The organism is Actinomadura sp. 6N118 (assembly GCF_044326415.1).
Taxonomy (GTDB): Bacteria; Actinomycetota; Actinomycetes; order Streptosporangiales; family Streptosporangiaceae; genus Spirillospora.
This window is the reverse complement of sequence record NZ_JBIRAZ010000033.1, coordinates 14,856-36,261: the sequence shown is the minus strand read 5'-3', so window position 1 is coordinate 36,261 and position 21,406 is coordinate 14,856. Positions and strand designations below refer to the sequence as shown.

The window sequence follows — 21,406 nt, the reverse complement described above, 5'->3', positions numbered from 1 at the left end:
GCCCCCGGCGAAGTTGGAGGCTAAGGTGCCGAAAATCCTGCGGGCTCGTCCGCCGTGGGACGAGGACGTGGGGCGCGGCATGCTCCGGCGGACTGGATCGAGCGGGCGCGGATCGTTGCGCTGAGCTGGGACGGATTGCGGGTCGCGGCGATCGCCGCCGAGGTCGGCTGTCATCCGAACAAGGTGCGGCGGTGGCTGCACCGGTTCAACGACGCCGGGGTCGAGGGGCTGGGTGACTGGCCCGGGGCCGGGCGCAGGCGGCGGATCACCGAGGGAGAGCGGTGCTGATCGCGCTGGCCTCCTCTGATCCGCCGGGCCGGCCGGTGCGAGAGGAAACCTCGGGTGAACTGGCAGCGCTGATCGAGCGCTGGCCGGATGAGTGGACCTTGGACAGCCTGACCCAGGCCGCCCGTGAGCTGGGCATCGACATCGGCCGCAGCCAGGTGCGGCGGATCCTGCTGGATGGGGGGTGCGGTGGCGGCGGACCCGGTCCTGGACCGCCAGCACCGACCCCGACTTCGCCCAAAAGGACCAGGATCGTGGAGCTCTGCACCGCGCAGCCGGAGGGCTCCACGGTGATCTGCGCCGACGAACTGGGGCCGGTGACCCCGCGTGTACGGCGGGCTGCGCGTACGAGACGGGCAGGCGATCACCATGACCGCCCCGTCCCACAACAGCGTCTACTACCAGGCGTTCTGCAGCAGGTGGAGGACGCCAACCCCGACGGGCAGATCATCATCGTCACCGACAATCTCTCCTCCCACAACAGCAAGAGCACCCGGACCTGGCTCGAGGACCACCCGCGGATCAGGCACGCCTTCATCCCGATCGGCGCGTGCTGGCTCAACCTGCAAGAAGGCTGGTGGCGGATCTTCCGCAAGAAGGCCCTGGCCGGACAGACCTTCGCCGACCCCGACGAGATCGCCTACGCCACCCGACTGGCCACCGCTCACCTCAACACCCGCGCCCGACCCTGGATCTGGGGACGACCCCCAGCCCAAGCTGCGCACGCACCGACATCGCTTTGTGTACGTCCTTAAGGAACGCAGCAGTAGGGCGGATCGAGGAGCTGCGCGCCCTCACCGACCAAGAAGTGGGATACGCCACCAGAGTATTGGTGGATCTGCTCATCGACCGGGGCAAATCGAAGAAGCCCTCACCTACGCCGCCCCGACCAAGGCCACGAGGAGGCAGCCCGGCGGCTGGCCGACCTGCTCCTCAAACTGGGGAGGACAGAAGAAGCCCTCACCGTCATGTATGTCACCGATGAAACCGAACGGATGATCAACCTGCTTGTCGACCTGGGGCGGGTGAGGCAGTTGCGTACCCTCGTCGGCCAAAGCAATGAAGGATCCCCACCGGCGACCGACTGAACCGCGCACCATCCGAGAGAGAGAGCCAAGGCCCCCAGATGGAGTGGGCTAAACAACCTCACTTATGGTCCCGATGCCCCGCTGTCGCTTACACGAGCAGTTCATCTCCTGTGGAGCGCAGCGTCCCTCTAGCAAGATCACCACAGTGGAGCACCCAACGAGCACCCAGGTGTCGCAAAGTGTCATAAAAGGACGAACTGGGCACCCTCGCAGCGTGGAGAATGCCCAGGTCAGAGCGGGTGCGCCGTCAGGGACTTGAACCCCGAACCCGCGGGTTAAGAGTCCGCTGGTCTGCAATGAGTGCCTAGGGCGTGAGTGTCCTCGTGCTGATGCCTGCCTTCGGCCACCTGCCCCTGGACCAGATCCGCCGCAGCGCGGTCAAACACTGGGCGATCGGCCTGCGCGCCCGCTACAGCCTGGCCACCGTCCGAGGCATCGTGACGTTGATGTCGCTCATGCTGACGGCTGCGGTGGAAGAACGCATGATCGCCAACCCGATCCAAGGCCTGCGAATGGCCGAACCCCGCAGCGGGCATGCCCCGCGCTCTGCGATACGAGAGGTTCGCAAGCGCCCGGTCCCGAACGGCGACCAGGTCTTGGCCATCGCCGACCGGGTCAAGATCCTCGGAGAAGGGGCGGCGCAGGTGATGGTGATCACCGCAGCGTTCACCGGAATGCGGTGGGGTGAGATCACCGGCCTGTCCAAGCGAAACTGCCATCTCGACCAGCTGTACCTGCAGGTCGATCCCGAGACCGGGGCCCTGCATGAAGTCCGCGGTGCCATGTGGCTGGGCCCAAGACCCAGACCGCAGCGCGCCGCATCGATCTGCCGCCCTTCCTGGCCGCGCTCCTGCAGGAGGTGATGGACGGTCACGACCAGGAGCAGGTGTTCGTCACCGCCGACGGTCGCTGGCACCGGCGATCCAACTTCGCCCGCCGCCTATGGCGCCCCGCCTGCGACGGTGACACCGGACGCGACTGGCCGCCCATCCTGCCCGGCGCGGTCTTCCACGGTCTGCGCCACCACCACAAGACCATGCTGGACGAACTCGGCGTCGGGGACGCGATGAAGTTTGAGCGGATGGGACACCGGATGCCCGGCATCGCCGGTGTCTACAGTCACGTGAGCGACCAGATGCGCCAAGACCTGCGCAACCAGCTCCAGGAACGATGGACCGACATCACCGACTACCGGCCATGATCACGACCCGACCCACCGATGTGCAGCGGGAGCACGGTCGGGAGCACTGCTCCCAGTGACCCCGACCCACGCGTGGGTAGTTTCGATCATCGCGGGGAGCAGTGTGCTCCCGATCCGGGGCCGAACGGGGGCTGGAATGCAAGATCCCCAGGCCGGATGTGGGATCTGGCCTGGGGAGAGAGTGGTGGGCGATACTGGGATTGAACCAGTGACCTCTACCGTGTCAAGGTAGCGCTCTCCCACTGAGCTAATCGCCCGGGTCCGTGCTTCCTGGGAAGTACGGGTTGAGGTGGAGACGGGATTTGAACCCGTGTACACGGCTTTGCAGGCCGTTGCCTCGCCTCTCGGCCACTCCACCAGAGGGAGGCCTTCCGCAAGGCCCCTCAGAGCGGAAGACGGGATTCGAACCCGCGACCCTCACCTTGGCAAGGTGATGCTCTACCAACTGAGCCACTTCCGCTTGTGCTGCTCGGGGCCGGTAGCCCCTTGCGGCGACGAGGAAAACCTTAGCGTGAAGTCGCGGCTTCCCCAAACCGGTTTCGCGGGCGTCGCTTCGACGGGCGTCGAAGTCTCGGGCGCATAGGGTCCAGGACATGGGTGACCTCGCGTACGACTCCGATATCTCGGTGGTGGCGGCGTTGCTGGCCGACCGGGCCCGGGCCGCGATGCTGACGGCGTTGCTGGACGGGCGGCCGCTGGCGGCGGGGGAGTTGGCCCGGGTCGCGGGCATCAGCGCGCAGACGGCCAGCTCGCATCTGGCGCGGATGCTGGACGGCGGGCTGGTCACGGTGATCAAGCAGGGCCGGCACCGGTACTACTCCCTGATGGGGCCCGAGATCGCCCAGGTCATCGAGGCGTTGAGCCGGATCAGCCCGCCGGTCACGGTGCGCAGCCTGAAGCAGTCGCGGGACGCCCAGCGGCTCCACACGGCGCGGACCTGTTACGACCATCTGGCAGGTGAGGCGGGAGTGGCGCTGTTCGCTGCCCTGGTGGATTCCGGGCTGATCGAGCCGGACGGGTCCGAGGTCACCGAGAAGGGCGAGGAACGGCTGGGCGAGCTTGGGATCGATGTGGCCGGCTTGAGAAATGGGCGGCGGCGGTTCGCGGCGCATTGCCTGGACTGGACTGAGCGGCGGCCACATCTGAGCGGGGCGGTGGGGGCGGCGCTCACCGAGAGGATGATCGAGCTCGGGTGGTTCGAGCGGGGGAGTACGCGGCGGGCGCTGACTGCCACCGAGGCCGGGATGCGCGGCCTGGCCGACTCGTTCGGCTGCATTCTGCCCCAGGGTGTGTGACGCCTGATCGCCCGCGTCACACTGAGAGCATGAAGGATGCGTTCGCTCACGTCGGAGGGCTGCTGGCCACCGGGCTGGCCGACGTGACGACTGACCCTGCGGCGCTGGACTCGCGGGGTTGGTGGGCCGTCGTGGTCACCTATGAGGGCAAGATCACTTGCGCCCGGTTCGAGGATGTCCGGCGGGCACCGCATCCGGAGGGCGGGTGGGGCCCGCCGGGGGAGTGGCACAGTTCGCTGAGCCAGGCCGAGTACGTACAGGGCGTCGAACGGGTGCGGGCGGCCATCGCCGACGGGGTGGTCTACCAGGCCAACCTGTGCCGGATTCTCTCGGCGACTATGCCCGAGGGCGCCGACATCGCGGGGCTGGGCGTCAGGCTCGCGCGGCGGCATCCAGCGGAGTACGCGATGACGCTGCGGCTGCCCGGCCTGGAGATCGCCAGCGCCTCGCCGGAGCTCTACCTCGCCCGGGACGGTGACGTGGTCGAGTCGGGTCCGATCAAGGGAACGGCCCGAACGGCGGAGGAGCTGCTGCCCAAGGACCGCGCCGAGAACGTGATGATCGTCGATCTCGTTCGGAACGATCTGGGGCGGGTCGCGGAGATCGGGTCTGTGACGGTGCCGGAGTTGTGCGTGCCCCACGAGGCCCCGGGGCTGGTGCATCTCGTTTCGACCGTCCGGGCCCGGCTGGCCGAGCCGAACGGCTGGCCCGAACTGCTCCGGGCCACGTTTCCGCCTGGCTCGGTCACGGGTGCGCCCAAGTCCAGTGCGCTGACCTTGCTGAATGAACTCGAACCCGTTCCGCGCGGCCCGTACTGTGGAGCCATCGGCTGGGTGGACGCGGACTCCCGGCGCGCCGCGCTCGCGGTCGGCATCCGCACCTTCTGGGCGGAGGCAGGCCTGCTGCGGTTCGGTGCCGGCGCCGGCATCACATGGGGGTCCGACCCGCTCCGGGAATGGCAGGAGACCGAGCTCAAGGCGGCTCGGCTATTGGAGGTGGCTTCCGGTGACGACCGGGCAGGGCAAGATCTGGCTCAACGGGGAACTGCTCGCCCCTGAGCAGGCGATGGTGTCGGTGTTCGACCACGGCATGCTCGTCGGCGACGGGATCTTCGAGACCGTCAAGGCGACGAACGGGGAGCCGTTCGCCCTCACCCGGCACCTGAAGCGGCTGGCCCGCTCCGCGGCCGGACTGGGGCTGCCCGAGCCGGACCACGACGCGCTGGCCCAGGGCACCCTGGAGGTCCTGGCCGCGGCGCCCAAGTGGCCGCTGGCCCGGATCCGCATCACCTACACCAGCGGGCCCGGACCGCTCGGCTCCGACCGGGGGAACGAGGGCACCACGACCTCGATCATCATCGCCGAGCAGAAGCCGTTCCCGGCGACCACCGCCGTCACCGTGGTGCCGTGGCCGCGCAACGAACGGGGGGCGCTGAACGGGCTCAAGACGACGTCGTACGCCGACAACGCGCTCGCGCTCGCCTACGCCAAGGAGCGCGGCGGCGGCGAGGCGATCTTCGGCAACCTGGCGGGCAACCTCTCCGAGGGCACCGGCAGCAACATCTTCGTGGTCAAGGGCGGCCGTCTCATCACGCCCCCGCTGACGGCCGGATGCCTGGCCGGGGTGACCCGCGCGCTGGTCCTGGAGTGGTTCGGCGCCGACGAGGAGGACCTTCCGCTGGAGGAGCTCTACCAGGTGGAAGAGGCGTTCCTCGTCTCCACGACCCGGGACGTGCAGCCCATCCACGCCGTGGACGGCACCGAGCTTCCGGTCGCGCCCGGACCCATCACCAGCAAGGCGATGGAGGTCTTCGCCGCGCGCAGCGCCGAGCTCATGGACCCGTGATCTTGAACAAGCCGTGACCCGGCGGGTCTTTACGTGATCGCTTTCTTCGTTCACGTTAGCGGTGACGCAAGGAGGTCACCGTGGACTTCTCTCCCGCCGGCTCCCGACGGTCCCCCTTCGACTTCAAACGACCCTTCACCGGCTCGCGACGCCCGCTCGCCGGCTCCCAGCGGCGCATCGGTGCGATGGCCGCGCTCCTCATGGTGGGCGCGGTCGTCGCCGGGTGCGGCGGCGGCTCGTCCTCGACCGATCCCGACCGCAACGCCAAGGCCAAGAGCTTCAGCCTCGTCATCACCCGGAACGCCATCGAGGGCGGCAAGAACACCGAAGAGGCCGAGTGGATCACCAAGACGGTGATCCCGCGGTTCGTCGCGGCCCAGAAGGCCAAGGGCGTCACCGCGAAGGTGACCTTCCGCGGCTACGGCGTCGACGACGAGCCGTACAAGACCAAGATGGCCCTCGACCTGAAGTCCAAGTCCGGCGCCGATGTCTTCGACATGGACGGCATCTGGGTCGGCGAGTTCTCCCAGGCCGGTTACATCGCGCCGCTCGCGAACGTGGCGGGTGCCCGCGCCGACACGTGGGACGGCTGGGCGCACATCCCCAAGTCGGTTCAGGGCCTGGCCACGTTCGACGGCAAGCGGTACGGCATCCCGGCCAGCACGGACGGGCGGGTGCTGTTCTTCAACAAGCGCCTCTTCGCGCGGGCGGGCCTGCCGGCCAACTGGCAGCCCAAGAGCTGGGACGAGATCATCACCGCCGGTCAGGCACTGAAGAAGCTGCCCGGGGTCACTCCCATCCAGCTGAACGCGGGCACCGCGATGGGCGAGGCCACCTCGATGCAGGGCGTCCTGCCGCTGCTCGCCGGCGCCGGCGCCGAGATCTACACGGGCGGCAAGTGGACGGGCGGAGGGACGGCGGTCAAGGAGATGCTCGGCCTCTACTCCAAGATCTACGGGCCGGGCCTGGGCGACCCCAAGCTGCAGCAGGAGGCCAAGGGCCGCGACAAGTCGTTCGCCGCGTTCGCCGCCGGAAAGATCGGCATCCTGGCCGAAGGCGACTACTTCTGGCGCGATGTGATCAACCCGAAGACGGGGATCGCCAAGATGGCGGATCGCGACCAGGCCGTCGGGTACGCCATGTTCCCCGCGATCACGCCCGGCAAGGCCATCCGCGGCCAGTCGTTCGTCAGCATGTCCGGCGGCGCCGTCACCGTGGTCAACCCCAACACCAAGTACCCGCAGCAGGCCTTCGAGCTGCTGACCTTCATGAACTCACCGGAGATGCACAAGGCCCGGACGGCCGGCACGCCGGAGATCACCTCCCGCACGGACGTGAACGCCGAGATCCTCAAGGGTGACCCCTTCCTGTCGTATCTCGCGGAGAAGGTCCTGCCGATCACCGCGTACCGCCCCGGTCTCGCCGCCTATCCGCAGGTCTCGGCCGCGCTGCAGGAGGCCACGGCGAGCGTCGTCTCCGGCAAGACCCCCGACGAGGCGGCCGCGCAGTACACCAAGAAGCTGGAGGGCATCGTCGGTGGCGCCGCCAACATCTCCACCGGCTGAGCCGACCGCCACGGCCGCCGCGCCGGGCGCGGCGCCGTCCCGCAAGGTGAACGACGACGCGGCGGGACTCGGCACCCGGCGCGCCGCCGCGTTCGTCGCACCGGCGCTCGTCCTGATCGCGGTGTTCCTCGTCTTCCCGGCGGTCTGGACGCTCTACCTGGGAGTCACCGACTACCGGCTCACCGGTATCGCGGCGAGTGATCCGAAGTTCGTCGGGACCGACAACTACACGTCCGTGCTGGGCGACGAGGAGTTCCACAGCTCGTTGTGGCTCACGCTGCAGTTCGTGGTCGGCTCGGCGGTCATCGGCCAGACGGTGCTGGGCTTCTCGGTCGCCTGGGTGATGCGCGACCGGTCGGGGCCGGTGCGGCGGCTGGTCGAGGCGGTGATCCTGCTCGCCTGGATCCTGCCCGGCTCGGTGATCGCGTTCCTCTGGATCGCCCTGCTCGACCGCGACTCGGGCACGCTGAACGCGCTGCTCGGCACGCCCGGGACCGCGTGGCTGCTCGACCATCCGATGGCGTGCATCATCGTCTTCAACATCTGGCGCGGCACCGCGTTCTCGATGATGCTCTACAGCGCCGCCCTTGGGAACGTTCCGCCGTCGCACCTGGAGACCGCCCGGCTCGCCGGCGCGTCAACCCTGCAGACCCTGCGCGATGTCGTCCTCCCGCGCATCCGCGGCCACATCCTGACGAGCCTGCTGCTCGTCAGCCTCTGGACGTTCAACGACTTCACGCCGTTCCTCATCACCGCGGGCGGGCCGGACGGGAAGTCGGAGATCATGTCGGTCTACGTCTACCGGACCGCCCTGGGCGACGGGCGGCTCGGCTTCGGCGCCGCGATCTCGCTCGTGATGATCCTCATCAACCTCGTGATCGCCCTTCTCTACCTGCGCGCCCTCCGCGAACGCAGAGGAAGGAGAGCACTGGAAGCACGGAGTGAGGGGGTGGTCTCGTGAACGTGCGCGAGGTGCTGAGGCGGATCGGGCTCGCCACCTTCATCTCGGTGGTGCTGGGCTTCTTCTCCCTGCCGCTGCTCTGGCTGGCGTTCACGCCGTTCGACTCCGAGCCGCAGATCTCGGCGTCGCTGCCCGACTTCACCCTGCACAACTTCCAGGTACTGATGGACAACCCGTACGCGCTCGCCTCGCTGCGCAACTCGATCATCCTCGCGGCCGGTGCGGCGGCGCTGGTGGTCACCTGTGCCGCGCTCGCCGCGTACGCGCTCAGCCGGGTGCGCATCCCGGGCCGTGACGTGCTGCTGTACGTGCTGCTCCTGCTGTCGTCGATCATCACCGGCACGGCCGCGATGGTGCCGATCTTCCTGCTGGCGTTCAACCTCAACCTGATCGACTCGCATCTCGGCGTGATCCTCGTGCTGACGGGCGGGCTGCTGCCGGCGGCCATCTTCGTGCTCAAGGACTTCACGGACGCCACGCCGACGTCGTACGAGGAGGCGGCGCGCGTCTTCGGCGCCACGCCGCTGCAGACGCTCCGGCACGTCGTCGTCCCGGTGATCCGGCCCGGCCTCGCCACGGTCACGGTGTGGACGGTGGCACAGGTCTGGGGCGACTTCCTCATGCCGTTCCTGCTGCTGCGCGACCCGGACAAGGCCCCGGCCTCAGTGATCATGTACACCTTCTACACCGAGGGCGGGCAGCCCGATCTCGCCCTGATCTCCACGTTCTCGCTCCTGTACTCCCTGCCGGTCGTGGGCATGTACCTCTTCGTGAGCCGCCGGTACGGATTCCGCTTCCATGGAGGGATCAAGCGCTGATGGCGGTCATCACCCTGAGCGGTCTGACCAAGGTCTATCCGGGCGGCGTGCGGGCCCTCGACGCCCTCGATCTGGAGATCGCGGACGGCGAGTTCTTCGCGCTGCTCGGCCCGTCCGGCTGCGGTAAGACGACGCTGCTGCGGACCGTGGCCGGTCTGGAGACCGCGACGGCGGGCTCCGTGCGGATCGGCGAGACGGACGTGACGCGGCTGCCGCCCGGGCGCCGCGACGTCGGCATGGTCTTCCAGGACTACGCGCTCTTCCCGCACATGTCGGTCACCGACAACATCGCCTACCCGCTTCGCATCAAGAAGGCAGGCAAGAACGAACGCCACGCCGCTGCCGCCGACGTGGCCGCCGAGCTTGGCCTGGACGGGCTCCTGGCGCGCCGCCCCAACGAGCTGTCGGGCGGCCAGCAGCAGCGGGTCGCGCTGGCGCGTGCGATGGTGGCCCGCCCACAGGTGTTCCTGCTGGACGAGCCGTTGTCCAATCTCGACGCGCGGCTGCGGCTGGAGGCACGTACGTTCCTCAAGAAACTGCAGCGCGAGCTGGGCGTCACGACCGTCTTCGTCACGCACGACCAGGCGGAGGCACTCGCCATGGCCGACCGGATCGCGGTCATGGAGGCCGGTCAGATCCGGCAGATCGGCACTCCGGCGGAGGTCTTCCGGCGCCCGTCGAACCTCTTCGTCGCCTCGTTCATCGGCTCCACCCCGATGAACCTCGTCGACGCACGCGTACGGGGCGAGCAGATCGAGGCGGCGGGCGTGCTGCTGCCGCTGCCGGAGGAGGCGCGCGGGCTGGTCACCGATGGGCAGGCCGTCGTGTACGGGGTGCGGCCCGACTATCTGGACTACTCGTCGAGCCCGGTGGACGGCTCGTTCGGCGGCCGGGTCGCGGTCGTCGAGAATCTCGGCAGCTCCTCATTGGTCACACTGGACGTCGAAGGAGTCCTGATCCACGCGCTCGTCGGCGAAGGCAGCGAACCCGAGCCGGACGAGCGCGGCTGGGCCGTTCCGCGCGAGGGACGCGCCCTGCTCTACAGCGATGGAGATCTGGTGAACGGAAACGACGTGACGGTGGCAGCGTGACGCCCGTGGGAAAGACCACGGTGCATCGCGGGAGGTGGACGCTGGAGGACAGGCTGGAGCTGGGGCTGCGTGAGCTGCCCTTCGAGGTCGCGCCAGGAACGGCGTCGGTCAGCGTCCAGTTGTCGTTCGAGGGCGGCGTCATCGACCTGGGCTGCCACGGCCCAGGCGGTTTCCGCGGATGGTCCGGGGGAGCGAGGCGCGAGTTCACGATCGGGGGGGAGTGGGCGACGCCCGGGTATCTGCCAGGGGAGCCGGAGCCCGGAGTCTGGCACGTGTGGCTGGGCCTGCACCGGATCCCGGCGACCGGCGTCCCGTACGAGATCACCGTGGTCACCTCGCCCTCCCCGCCGCCCGCACCGGCTGAGACGTCCTGGCCAGCGATACCCGAACGAGCCCCCGTCAGAGACCTACCCGCCCCGGCCGGGATGCGCTGGCTCGCTGGGGACCTCCACTCCCACACCGTGCACAGCGACGGAACCCTCACCGTTCCCGAGCTGGCCTGCCGCGCGGTCGAGCGCGGCCTGAACTTCCTCGCCGTCACCGACCACAACACCGTCAGCCACCACCCCGAGCTGGCGGCCACCGGAGCCCGCGCCGGGATCGTCCTCGTCCCCGGCCAGGAGGTGACCACCGATCTCGGGCATGCCAACGTCTTCGGCGACACGGGCTGGGTGGACTTCCGGAAACAATCCGACGAGTGGGTCGCCTTCGCCGGACGGCACGGCGGCGTGATCTCCATCAACCACCCGCTCAGCGGCGACTGCGCCTGGCGCCGTGACTTGTCGGCCGAGGCGCGTCCCCGGCATGCCGAGATCTGGCACTCCTCCTGGTGGGACCGGCGTTGGGGCGCCCCGCTGTCGTGGGCGTCGCTCTGGCGGCCGGACGTCGTGCCGCTGGGGGGCAGCGACTACCACGATCCGGCCCAGCACAAGTCGCTCGGCGAGCCCACAACCTGGGTGCTCGCGGAGGGCGACGACGTGCTCGGCGCGATCGCCGCCGGTCGTACGGCGGTGACGACCGGCCCGGGCGGCGACGCACCGATGTTGCTCAGGGTGGACGACGAGCTGATCGCCCTCGGCGCCGACGGCACCGTGCTCGTCCGCCCGGACGGCAGCCGTCTCGCCGTACGGGGCGACCACGTCCGGGTGCCCGCCCGGGCCGGCGGCATGCACCGCCTTGAATCCCACGAGAACGAGGTGATCGCGCTATGCGGATGACCGGGGCCACCGAGACCTCGATCGTCGTCGTCCCGCACACCCATTGGGACCGCGAGTGGTATCTGCCGTTCCAGCGCTTCCGGCTGAGGCTGGTCGCGTTGCTGGACGAGGTCATCGACAGGATGGAGGCCGATCCGCGGCAGCACTTCACGCTGGACGGCCAGATGGCGGCCGTCGACGACTACCTGGAGATCCGGCCGGAACGCCGCGAACGGGTCGCGGCTCTCGTCCGGGAGGGCCGGCTGGCTGTCGGGCCTTGGCAGATCCTGCACGACGAGTTCCTGTGCTCTGGCGAGAACATCATCCGCAATCTCGAGCTTGGCTTGCGACGGGCGGAGGAACTGGGCGCGGCCATGCGTGTCGGCTATCTGCCTGATCAGTTCGGTCACTGTGCGCAGACGCCGCAGATTCTGCGGCTTGCTGGGATCGAGCACGCGTGCGTCTGGCGAGGCGTTCCTGCTGCTGTACGGACACACGCGTTCGCCTGGGAGTCTCCAGACGGGACCGCCATCCGTACCGAATATCTTCCCGAGGGCGGATACGGCAACGCGGCCAGCATGTTCGAGGAGGCGCGCCAAAACGGCAACGGCCGGGTTGGCGACGCCGGGCTCCTGCCGGGCCGGGTGGCCGACTTCGCCGAACGCATGCGTGCCTGGCGCCCCGAAGGCGGCCCGCTGCTGGCCATGTACGGCTCGGACCACACGGCTCCCGCCAGTGACCTCGCCGACCAGATCGACGGCCTCGGCGGTGGCACGAGGCTGGACACCCTGGCCGGATACATGGCGACGCAGGACACCTCGACCGAGGGACTTCCGCGCGTACGCGGTGAGCTGCGTTCCCACGCCCGGGCCAACATCCTGCCGGGCGTCATCTCGGCCCGGGCCCACCTCAAGCAGGCCATGAGCCGTGCCGAACGCCTGGTCGAACGCTACGCCGAGCCGCTCGACGCGCTCTGGTGGGACGGCAGCGCGGCGAGCTTCCTGGACATGGCCTGGCGCCGCCTGATCGAGGTGAGCTGCCACGACTCCGTGACCGGCTGCGGCAGCGACGAGACGGCCGAACAGGTCGCGGCCCGCATGGCTGAGGCCGAGCAACTCGGACGCGCCGTCTGCGACCTGGTGACCGCCGGGCTCGCGGCCGCGCTGCCGTTCGACGGCCACCTCGTCTTCAACCCCACCCCGGCGCGCCGCACCGGGATGGTCGTCCTGGACGTCGCAGCCGAGGGCGAGGTCGTGCTGGAGGACGCCGAGGGACGCACGTATCCCACGCAGACGCTCGAAGTCGCCGCGACGACGCTGGACGACGCCGTGCACCCCGCGTCCAACCTCCCGATGGTGCTCAACCGTGTGTTCGGACGCTCGTTGTTCGGCCAGGACATCCGCGACTGGACCGTGTCGGGCCGAACGCTGACCTTCTTCGTGACTCAGCGTGCCGAGACCCACTTCGACATCGCAGACGTCCGCGAGGCCGTACGGGACGCCGAGGGGGAGTGGCGCGTCGTCACGATCGCCGACCCACGCCGCACGGTGGCCGCCCAGGTGGAAGCGCCGCCGCTCGGTGTGGTCTCCGTGCGTTCCGTCCCGGGGACCTCTGCGGTCGAACGACCGGTCCGGGCCGAAGGCGACGACGTCCTGGACAACGGCCTGCTGCGCGTCCAGATCGCCGAAGACGGCACGTTCTCGATCCGGGCCGGTGGCCGCCAGGTCATGGAGGGGCTGGGGCGCGTGATGGAGGGCGGCGACCTCGGCGACACGTACAACTACGCGCCGCCCCGCCTGGACCGGCTCGTGGACATACCCGAATCGGTCGAGGTACGCGCGGTCTCGGCGGGGCCGCTGGTCGCCGCGTTCGACGTCGTGCGAACGTACCGATGGCCCGCGAACGGCGACCTGGTCGACGACGCGCGCTCCGATGCCGAAGAGACCGTCCCCGTCGTGATGCGCGTCGAACTGCGTGCCGGTGAGCCGTTCGTACGGCTGCGCGTCTCGTTCGACAATCGCTGCGAGGACCACCGGGTCCGGCTGCATCTGCCCTTGCCGGTCCAGGCGTCCTCGTCCTTCGCGGAGGGCCAGTTCGCGATCGTCGAACGCGGCCTGGAGTCGGAAGGCGGCTGCGGAGAAGTACCCGTGCCGACGTTCCCCGCCTCCGCCTTCGTGGCTGCGGGAGGCCTGGCGGCGCTGTTGGAACACGTCACTGAGTACGAAGTGACCGGCGACGGCCGGGAACTGGCGCTGACCCTCGTGCGCTCGATCGGCTACTTGTCGCGCCATCACAACGCCAACCGCGACCAGCCCGCAGGCCCCGAACTCCCGACGCCGAAAGCCCAATGCCGGGGCGAACGGGTCATGGAGCTCGCGATCATGCCCTACGCGGGCGCCCAGCCTGGCCAGGAGGTCCTCACCGCCGCCGAGTCGTTCCGCCACGACCTCCTGACAGCCGCAGGCTACGGCCCCTCCAGCACACCTCTCCCACCCGTCCGGCACGGGATCGAGGTGAGCGGTGAGGGCGTGGTGATGAGCAGCTTGCGCGAACGTGAGGGTGAACTAGAACTCCGCGTCCTCGCCGAGCAACCCCACCCCACCACCGCAACGATCACAGGTGGCCTCACCAAAGCACTACGCGCCTGGGAAATCGCCACCCTACGCCTCCCACCCCGAAACCCCGGCTAGATACGCCCAACCGTGCCAGCACGCCCACGCCACCCCGAAGCCGCGGGGCTGCGGGGCGGTGGGCGGTGGGCGGTGGTTGGTCAGGCCATTTGGGTGAGGTTGCGTGGGGTCGCGGCTGCGGCGGCCGGTGCGGCGGCCATTGCGGCGCCCACGATTCCGGCGGTGTTGAGCAGGCTCGCCGGAACGATCGGCGCGTTCACTCCGTGGATCAGCGGCACGAACTTGTCGGCCTTCTTGCTCACGCCGCCGCCGACGATGATCAGGGAAGGCGTGATCAAGGCCTCCAGATGGGACATGTAGTCGCTGAGGCGCTTGGCCCACTTCTCCCAGCTGAGTTCGTGGTCCTCGCGGGCCTTGGCGGAGGCCCGTGACTCGGCGTCATGGCCGTCGATCTCCAGATGGCCGAACTCGGTGTTCGGGACCAGCACGCCGTCGACGAACAGCGCGCTGCCGATCCCCGTGCCGAGCGTCAGCATGACGACCGTGCCCATCTTGCCCTTGCCGGCGCCGTGGCTCATCTCCGCGATCCCGGCGGCGTCCGCGTCGTTCAAGAGGGTGACCGGGCACCCGGTGGCCTCCTCGAACAGTTTCGCGGCGTCCAGCCCGATCCAGCTCTTGGACACGTTCGCGGCGGAACGTGTGACGCCGTCCACCACCACGCCGGGGAACGTCGCGCCGACAGGCCCGGTCCAGCCGTAGTGATCCACGATCTGCGCGACGATCTCGACGACCGGCTCGGGCTCGGCGGGCTGCGGGGTCGCGACGCGCATTCGCTCCTGGGCGAACTCGCCCGTGGAGAGATCCACCGGAGCGCCCTTGATCCCCGACCCGCCGATGTCGATGCCCAGCATCTCCATGCTCATGTCCTACCCGTGCCCGTACTCAGCCAGGTTAAAGAATCTTCCTTTGCCCGTTCGTTCCCCGGCTGGTCGCCGTGCCGATCATCCGTCGACGACCTTCAGGCCGATCACACCGACGAGGATGAGGAGGAGACACGCCAGCCGTGCGGGGGATGCGCTCTCGCCCAGAACGATGATGCCGGTGACCGCCACGCCGAGCGACCCGAGCCCCACCCAGACCGCGTAGGCCGTGCCCACCGGCAGGTCGCGCAGTGACACCGACAACACGACCACGCTGAGCAGCGCCACGGTCATGCCGATCACCGCAGGCCAGAGCCGCGCCAGGCCGTTGGACTGCTTCAGCGCGGTCGCCCAGACCAGTTCCAGCAGCGCCGCCACCACCAGCAGGATCCAGGCGGCTTTCACGCTGTGACGCCCCCGTCGACCGTGATGGCTGAGCCCGTGATGTACGCGCCTGCGGGGCCGGCGAGATGTGCGACCGTGGCGGCGATGTCGTCTGGCCGCGCGTAACGTCCCAGAGCCGTGAACCCGCGTTCGAACTCGGCTTCGGGGGAGTCGGCGGGGTTCATCTCTGTGTCCGTCGAGCCAGGATGAACGAGATTGGCGGTGACGCCGGAAGGCCCGAGATCGCGGGCCAGCCCCTTCGTGAGCCCGATCAGGGCTGACTTGCTCATCGAATACAGCGTCCAGCCGGGAGAGGGCACCCGCTCGGCGAGGCTGCTGCCGATGTTGATGATCCGACCGCCGTCCGGCAGGTGCCTGGCCGCCGCCTGGGATGCCACGTAGGCCGCTCGTACATGGATCGCGAGCGTCCGGTCGATCTCCTCGACCGGGACGTCCTCCAGCGGCCCATAGGGTGCGATCCCGGCGTTGTTGATCAGGATGTCCAGTCTGCCCAGCTCGCTCGCGGCACGTTCCACCGCGGCCTTGACCGCTGCCGGATCGGCTGCGTCGGCCGCGATGGCCATCCCCCGGCGTCCCATCTGTTCGATCTCGCGTACGACGGTGGCGGCCCGATCGGGTGCTTGAACGTAAGTCAGAGCCACATCCGCCCCGTTCCGCGCGAGGCGCAGCGCGATCGCCGCACCGATGCCCCGGCTGCCACCGGTCACCAAAGCCGTCTTGCCTGCCAGCTCGTTCACTGCCGTCACCTCTAACCGGAGGAGGTTCCACTTAGTGTCGGAGCCGAGGCTAACCGGAGGGCTCTCCGTATTGCAAACAAAAGTGGAATGTTCTCCGCTTCGGTAGGCTGAGGGTCTGTGAGCGACGAATCCGGTGGAGGGCCGCGTGCGCTGCCGATCGCGGGCGGCCCGCCGGCGGAACGTGCCGACGCCGCCCAGAACCGCCGCAAGATCCTCGCCGCGGCGGCCGACATGATCGCGACGCGCGGCGTCGAAGCGCTGTCCATGGACGAGGTGGCGCGGGCGGCCGGTGTCGGCGTCGGCACGGTCTACCGCCGCTTCCGCGACCGCGCCGGGTTGGTCTACGCCGTGATCGACCACCGTGAGCGAGAGTTCCAGGCGAGCCTTCTGTCCGGGCCGCCGCCGCTGGGCCCCGGGGGAGAGCCCGTGGAACGTGTGCGGGCGTTCCTGCACGCGTTGGCCGAGCGTACAGAGGAACAGTCCGAGCTCCTGCTAGCGGCCGAGATGAACTCCTCGTACGCCCGCTTCAACGACGGCTCGTACGGGCTCTACCAGATGCACCTGAGGATGCTGATCGGCCAGATCCGCCCGGACGCGGACGCTGAGTACCTCGCGGACGCCCTCCTGGCCCCCCTGGCCGCCAACCTCTTCCGCTACCAGCGCCACCGCCGCGGCCTGAGCCTGGCTCGCATCAAATCAGGCCTGAACGAGCTTGTAGCCGGCCTCGCCTGAGAAGCCGACAGCAAAAAGGATCAATCAAACGGCCGGCCACCCGTGATCTCCGGGGAACGAGGGATTGCTTCCGTCATAGGCCTTATGTGGGGGGCCTTCGCGCGGCCAGACTGGGGGAGTGAACGACTTCGACATTCTCGTGCTCGGGTCAGGCCCCGGCGGGCAGCGCGCGGCCATCGCCGCCGCGAAGCTCGGACGGCGGGTCGGCATCGTCGACCGGCGCCACATGATGGGCGGGGTGTGCATCAACACGGGCACGATCCCGTCGAAGACCCTCCGTGAGGCCGTCCTCTACCTGACCGGGCTCAACCAGCGGGAGCTGTACGGGCAGAGCTACCGGGTCAAGGAGGACATCACGGTCGCCGACCTGGGCATGCGCACCCAGCATGTCATCGGACGCGAGATCGACGTGATCCGCAGCCAGTTGGCACGCAACCATGTCACCGTGCTGTCGGGCATCGGCCAGTTCCTCGACCCGCACACCATCGGGATCGGCAACGGGCACGACCGCGAGCACAAGGTCACCGCCGACAAGATCGTCATCGCGACCGGGACCAAGCCCGCGCGTCCCGACACCGTGGAGTTCGACGATCGTACGATCATCGACTCCGACGGCATCATCAACATGGAGCGCATCCCCGAGACGATGGTGGTGGTCGGCGCCGGGGTGATCGGGATCGAGTACGCGTCGATGTTCGCGGCGCTCGGCACCAAGGTGACCGTGGTCGAACGCCGCGACCGCATGCTGGAGTTCGCCGATCTCGAGGTGGTCGAGGCGCTCAAGTACCACCTGCGCGACCTCGCGGTGACGTTCCGGTTCAGGGAGAGCGTGTCCTCGGTCGAACGCCGCAACGGCGGAGCGATCACCATCCTCGAAAGCGGCAAACGCATCCCCGCCGACACCGTCATGTACTCGGCCGGCCGCCAGGGCATGACCGACGAGCTCAACCTCGAGGCCGCCGGGCTCAGCGCCGACCGCCGCGGCCGGATCAAGGTAGATGCGAACTACGCCACCGAAGTACCCCACGTCTACGCCGTAGGCGACGTGATCGGCTTCCCGTCCCTGGCCGCGACGTCCATGGAACAGGGCCGCCTGGCCGCGCACCACGCCTGCGACGAACCCGTCACGGGCATGCACGAGCTCCAGCCGATAGGGATCTACACGATCCCCGAGATCAGTTTCGTGGGACGTACCGAGGACGAGCTCACCGAGGCCAAGGTGCCGTTCGAAGTAGGGGTCTCCCGCTACCGGGAGCTTGCCCGCGGCCAGATCATTGGAGACTCCTACGGAATGCTCAAACTCCTGGTCTCCTCGGAAGACCGCTCGCTCCTCGGCGTCCACGTCTTCGGCACGGGGGCCACCGAGCTCGTCCACATCGGCCAGACCGTCATGGGCTGTGGCGGAACCGTCGACTACCTGGTGAACGCCGTCTTCAACTATCCGACCCTCGCCGAGTCGTACAAGGTCGCGGCGCTCGACGCGATGAACAAGATGCGCCAGATCGCCCGCCTCAGCGAGTGATCAAGACGGCCAGAGAAGATTTTCCAGCTCCGCGTCCATGTCGACGAACTCCGACTCCTGCCCGGCCGGTACGACCTGGTACGTCCGGTGCAGGAATTCCGCGAGCGGGGACAGCGGCACCTCGAAGAGCGCGTTGCCGAACGGCGATGAGAGCGCGATGTTGAGGGTGGTGTCGTCTGATCCCGCGGGCCAGACCTCCACGTCCCCGTCCCCGACCTTTCGCACGATGCCGACGGTCAGCAGCTCCCGGGCGAAGATCCACTCCACCGGCTCGTCGTTGCCGACGTAGAAGGCCATCCGGATGGCGTACGGATCATCTGCCGCGTACTCCAGCCCGGCGAGCAGGGGGACGATCGTGCGGTCAGGGACGACGAGACGGAGGCCCAGCTCCGCTGAGACGGTGGTGCTGCTGTTCATGGCCATTCCTTCAGACGTCGGTCCCGCTAACACGCGGGCGGGTACTCCCTCTCACGGATGTCCCCGCGATCTATGACGCGTAACTGAGCGGAGATGTGGGAACATTCCGTCTCGGTGCCCCTGTGTGACCTATCTCACTCTCTCTAAAGTAGCCCCTGACCTGCGCAAAAGCGGATCAATCGGACCACCCCCTCCGTGCCTCCGGCCCCTCCCTGTGTGACGATCGGGAGGGTGCGATTGGTTGCCCAGAACCGGCCTGCGGCCCGATGCGGCCATCCCTCTGGCATAGAGTAAATACGTGGCAATAAACCATGAAAAGGACGCCGGACCCTTCACTCGCTTCCGCGAGTTCGTCCGCCGGAACCGGCTCCTCAACACCACCTGGCGGCTGGGCGTCTTCACCGTAGGCGTGACGGTCCTCATCGGCGGGCTGATCATGATGGTCGCCCCCGGCCCCGGCATCCTGGGCATCATCGTGGGCCTGGCGATCCTCGCCACCGAGTTCGCCTGGGCCCAACGTGCCCTCCACCACGCCAAGCAGGCCGCCGAGAAGGCCAAGGAAAAGGCCCTCGACCCCCGCAAGAAGCGCCGCAACACCATCCTGGCCATCGTCGGCGGCATCCTGGTCGGCGCCGCAGTCATCGCCTACCTGGTCGTCTACAGCTTCAACCTGCCGTGGAACATCGAGGACTGGACCCCCTGGCGCTGACCCCGGACGCTTACTGATGTGTGAGCACCCCCCTCGATGCGCTAGAGTTTCCGACGTCGGAACGCCGCAAGGCAGTTCCACCGGGGCGATTAGCTCAGTGGGAGAGCGCTTCGTTCACACCGAAGAGGTCACTGGTTCGAACCCAGTATCGCCCACCCCTCCCCAGCTCAGAGGCCTGATCTCAACGAGATCGGGCCTCTTTGAACGCTGTGCCCATGCCGAAGAGCTCACGAGAACGCCGAGGCTTCCGTGGAAGCGTCACTGCAGCTCAGTGACCTGTGCTGTGCCCTGGCGCGGCGTAGTGGGACTTGTGGGGCTGATTTGGGGCGTCGGCCTGCCCCCATCCCAAATGTGGTCACAGGTTCGGGCTCTCCGATTCGGTCACTCTGAGTAATAGATGCGACGGAGTGGGTCTGGCCGTCGCCCATGTCGACGATGTAGCCAAGGCGGTCAGCTTGAAATCTCAGGGACGCCACCCTCGGCCATCAGTGTTTTTTGACCGTGCCGCAGACCACGCGGGTCAGAGAAGCGTCGGATCGGGTTGCGACTACAGCCTCGAGGCGGGAGGACGACCCTCCGGGCTTGGCTGCCTTCACCTGATCACCTCCACCAGCAACGACGGGGAATATCTGGCCGTCAGCGGGAAGGATCATCAATCTGGCCGTTGACAGTTACCGCAGGCGGCTGGTGTTTCCTCCGGCGTGTCTGATGAGGATGGTTTTGAGGCGAGGCTCGGGGAATCGGCTGGCGGAGGTCCGGCCAGAGCCGGTGAGTTGGGGTTTCTTGACGGCGGGCGCTGGTTGTCGTCGTCTGGCGCGAACGGCGCCTCGCGCCTTCGTCGAGCAGTGGCGTGACCCATGAGCTTGTCTGGCCTATCCCTGGTCCTCGGCGGTGCAAGTGCCGTGGCGGCTGTTTTGGCGCTGGTCCTGTCGTTGCGGCAGGTGAGGTTGATGGCACGGCAGAACCTTTTGCCCGTCGCCCTTGAGGCATTCCGGGAGGCACGTACACCCGAGTGGTTTGAAGCCCGCGACTGGATCATCGAGAATCTGGCCGCCGAGTGCCCACCTGACGACGGTGTCTCGGCCCTCCCACCGGGACCGCGCGCGATGGTGCGCAAGGTCGGCTTCTTCTATGACAATCTGGGCGTGTTCGTGGCGTACCAGGTGGTGGCGGAGGGCTTGGTCATCGGCTTCTTTGGCCAGGGGATGAACCAGCTCTGGCAGGTGCTGGAGCCCTACATCCGGCGCGAGGGCGAGATCCGGCAGATGCGCTACATGGTCTTCTTCGAGGACCTCGTCCGTCGTTACCGCAGGTGCGGCCCGGCAGAGGTCTACGAAGGCCTTGGACTCGGCCAGGCGCCGGACGACCCAGCCCAGACCTTGACGGTCAGCTAGCTCGCCGGCCTTGATACCAGAGCAGCTCCAGAAGAGCGGCTTCTCTGGAACGGGGTATCAAAGGGACTTGTGCGAGGTCATGATGAGCGCGACCAGGGTGACGGGGCCCCCGCAGGCGGCGCCCGCACCCTGCAAGATGGCAGTGCTGATATTGGTGCCCTCGGTGTGTGTGAGGATGCCGGTGATCAGACCGATGATAACGCCGAATTCGATCATGGCCACGATCGCCAGCGTCTTCAGCGCCGGTGAGTTCACGATGTGATCCCCTGTTCGTATATGCGGAGAGCCAGGCGTCCGTGGGTTCCGGCGGCTCTGCCTGTGCCGAATCGTGGGGGCGGGCGCGCCGAGGTGCTCCCACATCTTCGGGTCGATCTCGTCGGCGTTCGGCCAGGGCTCCTTGAATTGGGAGTGCTCGTACTGTTCGTAGATATCGCGCTCGCGAGCGCGGCTGACTCCGCTCGCGGGCGTTCTCCGTACGGTGATGCACAGGCTTCGGAACGCCTCGGCACCGTAGGGGTAAGGGTTGATCAGCATCATTCCCGGCACCGGCGTCGGCGCGGTTGCGCAGAATGGTGATCGCTTTCTCCACCTCGCT

At 68.2% G+C, this 21,406-nt stretch carries 22 protein-coding genes and 4 tRNA genes; 18 read left to right on the top strand and 8 right to left on the bottom strand.

All coding sequences use genetic code 11. The features are described from left to right. Positions 1 to 54 precede the first annotated feature (54 nt). The 4 genes from ACH34W_RS49795 to ACH34W_RS49780 all read left to right on the top strand — a co-directional run bounded on the left by ACH34W_RS49795 (position 55) and on the right by ACH34W_RS49780 (position 2,574). A complete protein-coding gene (locus ACH34W_RS49795; RefSeq protein WP_395968295.1) occupies positions 55 to 288 on the top strand; it encodes a helix-turn-helix domain-containing protein in 234 nt (77 codons plus the stop codon). Then, entirely contained in the window at positions 282 to 1,040 is a 759-nt protein-coding gene (locus ACH34W_RS49790) for a transposase (protein WP_395968294.1), read from the top strand. Before ACH34W_RS49795 ends, ACH34W_RS49790 begins: the two co-directional genes overlap by 7 nt. A 644-nt stretch (positions 1,041 to 1,684) precedes the next feature. Then, a complete protein-coding gene (locus tag ACH34W_RS49785) occupies positions 1,685 to 2,236 on the top strand; it encodes a hypothetical protein (RefSeq protein ID WP_395968293.1) in 552 nt (183 codons plus the stop codon). After that, complete coding sequence (locus ACH34W_RS49780) at positions 2,236 to 2,574, top strand: hypothetical protein (RefSeq protein ID WP_395968292.1); 339 nt, start codon at positions 2,236 to 2,238, stop codon at positions 2,572 to 2,574. Before ACH34W_RS49785 ends, ACH34W_RS49780 begins: the two co-directional genes overlap by 1 nt. Positions 2,575 to 2,756: 182 nt before the next feature. Here the strand turns inward: ACH34W_RS49780 and ACH34W_RS49775 are convergent. From ACH34W_RS49775 to ACH34W_RS49765, 3 genes are all read right to left on the bottom strand, one after another. Next, positions 2,757 to 2,831: transfer RNA gene (locus ACH34W_RS49775), tRNA-Val, on the bottom strand. A gap of 30 nt (positions 2,832 to 2,861) precedes the next feature. After that, a tRNA-Cys gene (locus ACH34W_RS49770) sits at positions 2,862 to 2,932 on the bottom strand. Positions 2,933 to 2,961: 29 nt separating this feature from the next. Then, positions 2,962 to 3,034: transfer RNA gene (locus ACH34W_RS49765), tRNA-Gly, on the bottom strand. A 133-nt stretch (positions 3,035 to 3,167) separates the two neighbouring features. On the opposite strand from ACH34W_RS49765, the gene ACH34W_RS49760 reads away from it, so the two are divergent. The 9 genes from ACH34W_RS49760 to ACH34W_RS49720 all read left to right on the top strand — a co-directional run bounded on the left by ACH34W_RS49760 (position 3,168) and on the right by ACH34W_RS49720 (position 14,035). Continuing rightward, positions 3,168 to 3,869 carry an ArsR/SmtB family transcription factor gene (locus tag ACH34W_RS49760; protein WP_395968291.1) on the top strand — a complete coding sequence of 234 codons (702 nt, stop codon included), beginning with the start codon at positions 3,168 to 3,170 and terminating at the stop codon, positions 3,867 to 3,869. A gap of 29 nt (positions 3,870 to 3,898) precedes the next feature. Further along, complete coding sequence (locus ACH34W_RS49755; RefSeq protein WP_395968290.1) at positions 3,899 to 4,927, top strand: chorismate-binding protein; 1,029 nt, start codon at positions 3,899 to 3,901, stop codon at positions 4,925 to 4,927. 7 nt (positions 4,928 to 4,934) lie between these two features. Then, positions 4,935 to 5,714, top strand: coding sequence for an aminotransferase class IV (locus ACH34W_RS49750; protein WP_395968338.1), 780 nt, complete (start codon positions 4,935 to 4,937; stop codon positions 5,712 to 5,714). Positions 5,715 to 5,794: 80 nt separating this feature from the next. Then, positions 5,795 to 7,279, top strand: coding sequence for an extracellular solute-binding protein (locus ACH34W_RS49745; RefSeq protein ID WP_395968289.1), 1,485 nt, complete (start codon positions 5,795 to 5,797; stop codon positions 7,277 to 7,279). Then, entirely contained in the window at positions 7,251 to 8,240 is a 990-nt protein-coding gene (locus ACH34W_RS49740; RefSeq protein ID WP_395968288.1) for a carbohydrate ABC transporter permease, read from the top strand. The genes ACH34W_RS49745 and ACH34W_RS49740 overlap by 29 nt, the downstream gene beginning before the upstream one ends. Continuing rightward, entirely contained in the window at positions 8,237 to 9,058 is an 822-nt protein-coding gene (locus ACH34W_RS49735) for a carbohydrate ABC transporter permease (RefSeq protein ID WP_395968287.1), read from the top strand. Before ACH34W_RS49740 ends, ACH34W_RS49735 begins: the two co-directional genes overlap by 4 nt. Continuing rightward, complete coding sequence (locus ACH34W_RS49730) at positions 9,058 to 10,149, top strand: ABC transporter ATP-binding protein (protein ID WP_395968286.1); 1,092 nt, start codon at positions 9,058 to 9,060, stop codon at positions 10,147 to 10,149. Before ACH34W_RS49735 ends, ACH34W_RS49730 begins: the two co-directional genes overlap by 1 nt. Continuing rightward, positions 10,146 to 11,366: a CehA/McbA family metallohydrolase gene (locus ACH34W_RS49725; protein ID WP_395968285.1), complete on the top strand. Its 1,221-nt coding sequence runs from the start codon at positions 10,146 to 10,148 to the stop codon at positions 11,364 to 11,366. Before ACH34W_RS49730 ends, ACH34W_RS49725 begins: the two co-directional genes overlap by 4 nt. Further along, positions 11,357 to 14,035 carry an alpha-mannosidase gene (locus ACH34W_RS49720; protein ID WP_395968284.1) on the top strand — a complete coding sequence of 893 codons (2,679 nt, stop codon included), beginning with the start codon at positions 11,357 to 11,359 and terminating at the stop codon, positions 14,033 to 14,035. Before ACH34W_RS49725 ends, ACH34W_RS49720 begins: the two co-directional genes overlap by 10 nt. Before the next feature lie 80 nt (positions 14,036 to 14,115). Here ACH34W_RS49720 and ppgK read toward each other — a convergent pair whose 3' ends face one another. From ppgK to ACH34W_RS49705, 3 genes are all read right to left on the bottom strand, one after another. Continuing rightward, a complete protein-coding gene (ppgK, locus tag ACH34W_RS49715; protein WP_395968337.1) occupies positions 14,116 to 14,892 on the bottom strand; it encodes a polyphosphate--glucose phosphotransferase in 777 nt (258 codons plus the stop codon). An 84-nt stretch (positions 14,893 to 14,976) separates the two neighbouring features. Continuing rightward, on the bottom strand, positions 14,977 to 15,300 hold the full coding sequence (locus ACH34W_RS49710) for a DMT family transporter (RefSeq protein ID WP_395968283.1): 324 nt from the start codon (positions 15,298 to 15,300) through the stop codon (positions 14,977 to 14,979). Beyond that, positions 15,297 to 16,037 carry an SDR family NAD(P)-dependent oxidoreductase gene (locus tag ACH34W_RS49705; protein WP_395968282.1) on the bottom strand — a complete coding sequence of 247 codons (741 nt, stop codon included), beginning with the start codon at positions 16,035 to 16,037 and terminating at the stop codon, positions 15,297 to 15,299. The genes ACH34W_RS49710 and ACH34W_RS49705 overlap by 4 nt, the downstream gene beginning before the upstream one ends. A gap of 117 nt (positions 16,038 to 16,154) precedes the next feature. On the opposite strand from ACH34W_RS49705, the gene ACH34W_RS49700 reads away from it, so the two are divergent. Together ACH34W_RS49700 and sthA are read left to right on the top strand one after the other, a co-directional pair. Beyond that, positions 16,155 to 16,769 (top strand): TetR/AcrR family transcriptional regulator, encoded by a 615-nt coding sequence (locus ACH34W_RS49700; RefSeq protein ID WP_395968281.1) that lies wholly within the window; start codon positions 16,155 to 16,157, stop codon positions 16,767 to 16,769. Between the two features lie 118 nt (positions 16,770 to 16,887). Then, positions 16,888 to 18,291 (top strand): Si-specific NAD(P)(+) transhydrogenase, encoded by a 1,404-nt coding sequence (gene sthA / locus ACH34W_RS49695; RefSeq protein WP_395968280.1) that lies wholly within the window; start codon positions 16,888 to 16,890, stop codon positions 18,289 to 18,291. Here sthA and ACH34W_RS49690 read toward each other — a convergent pair whose 3' ends face one another. Continuing rightward, positions 18,292 to 18,708: an SsgA family sporulation/cell division regulator gene (locus ACH34W_RS49690; RefSeq protein ID WP_395968279.1), complete on the bottom strand. Its 417-nt coding sequence runs from the start codon at positions 18,706 to 18,708 to the stop codon at positions 18,292 to 18,294. Between the two features lie 298 nt (positions 18,709 to 19,006). Between ACH34W_RS49690 and ACH34W_RS49685 the strand changes: the two genes are divergently transcribed. The 3 genes from ACH34W_RS49685 to ACH34W_RS49675 all read left to right on the top strand — a co-directional run bounded on the left by ACH34W_RS49685 (position 19,007) and on the right by ACH34W_RS49675 (position 20,811). Further along, complete coding sequence (locus tag ACH34W_RS49685) at positions 19,007 to 19,417, top strand: PGPGW domain-containing protein (RefSeq protein ID WP_395968278.1); 411 nt, start codon at positions 19,007 to 19,009, stop codon at positions 19,415 to 19,417. A gap of 83 nt (positions 19,418 to 19,500) precedes the next feature. Continuing rightward, a tRNA-Val gene (locus ACH34W_RS49680) sits at positions 19,501 to 19,572 on the top strand. A gap of 795 nt (positions 19,573 to 20,367) precedes the next feature. After that, the gene (locus ACH34W_RS49675) at positions 20,368 to 20,811 is read left to right on the top strand and encodes a hypothetical protein (RefSeq protein WP_395968277.1); all 444 of its coding nucleotides are present in this window, start codon (positions 20,368 to 20,370) and stop codon (positions 20,809 to 20,811) included. 57 nt (positions 20,812 to 20,868) lie between these two features. Here ACH34W_RS49675 and ACH34W_RS49670 read toward each other — a convergent pair whose 3' ends face one another. Next, positions 20,869 to 21,348, bottom strand: coding sequence for a hypothetical protein (locus ACH34W_RS49670; RefSeq protein ID WP_395968276.1), 480 nt, complete (start codon positions 21,346 to 21,348; stop codon positions 20,869 to 20,871). Positions 21,349 to 21,406: the final 58 nt, after the last annotated feature.

Bases quoted from the DNA above. Each gene is read 5' to 3' on its own strand.
- ACH34W_RS49755 (WP_395968290.1), top strand. From the start codon at position 3,899: ATGAAGGATGCGTTCGCTCACGTCGGAGGGCTGCTGGCCACCGGGCTG.
- ACH34W_RS49760 (WP_395968291.1), top strand. From the start codon at position 3,168: ATGGGTGACCTCGCGTACGACTCCGATATCTCGGTGGTGGCGGCGTTG.
- ppgK (WP_395968337.1), bottom strand. From the start codon at position 14,892: ATGGAGATGCTGGGCATCGACATCGGCGGGTCGGGGATCAAGGGCGCT.
- ACH34W_RS49730 (WP_395968286.1), top strand. From the start codon at position 9,058: ATGGCGGTCATCACCCTGAGCGGTCTGACCAAGGTCTATCCGGGCGGC.
- ACH34W_RS49750 (WP_395968338.1), top strand. From the start codon at position 4,935: ATGGTGTCGGTGTTCGACCACGGCATGCTCGTCGGCGACGGGATCTTC.
- ACH34W_RS49720 (WP_395968284.1), top strand. From the start codon at position 11,357: ATGCGGATGACCGGGGCCACCGAGACCTCGATCGTCGTCGTCCCGCAC.
- ACH34W_RS49675 (WP_395968277.1), top strand. From the start codon at position 20,368: ATGGCACGGCAGAACCTTTTGCCCGTCGCCCTTGAGGCATTCCGGGAG.
- ACH34W_RS49670 (WP_395968276.1), bottom strand. From the start codon at position 21,348: ATGATGCTGATCAACCCTTACCCCTACGGTGCCGAGGCGTTCCGAAGC.
- ACH34W_RS49780 (WP_395968292.1), top strand. From the start codon at position 2,236: ATGGACGGTCACGACCAGGAGCAGGTGTTCGTCACCGCCGACGGTCGC.
- ACH34W_RS49690 (WP_395968279.1), bottom strand. From the start codon at position 18,708: ATGAACAGCAGCACCACCGTCTCAGCGGAGCTGGGCCTCCGTCTCGTC.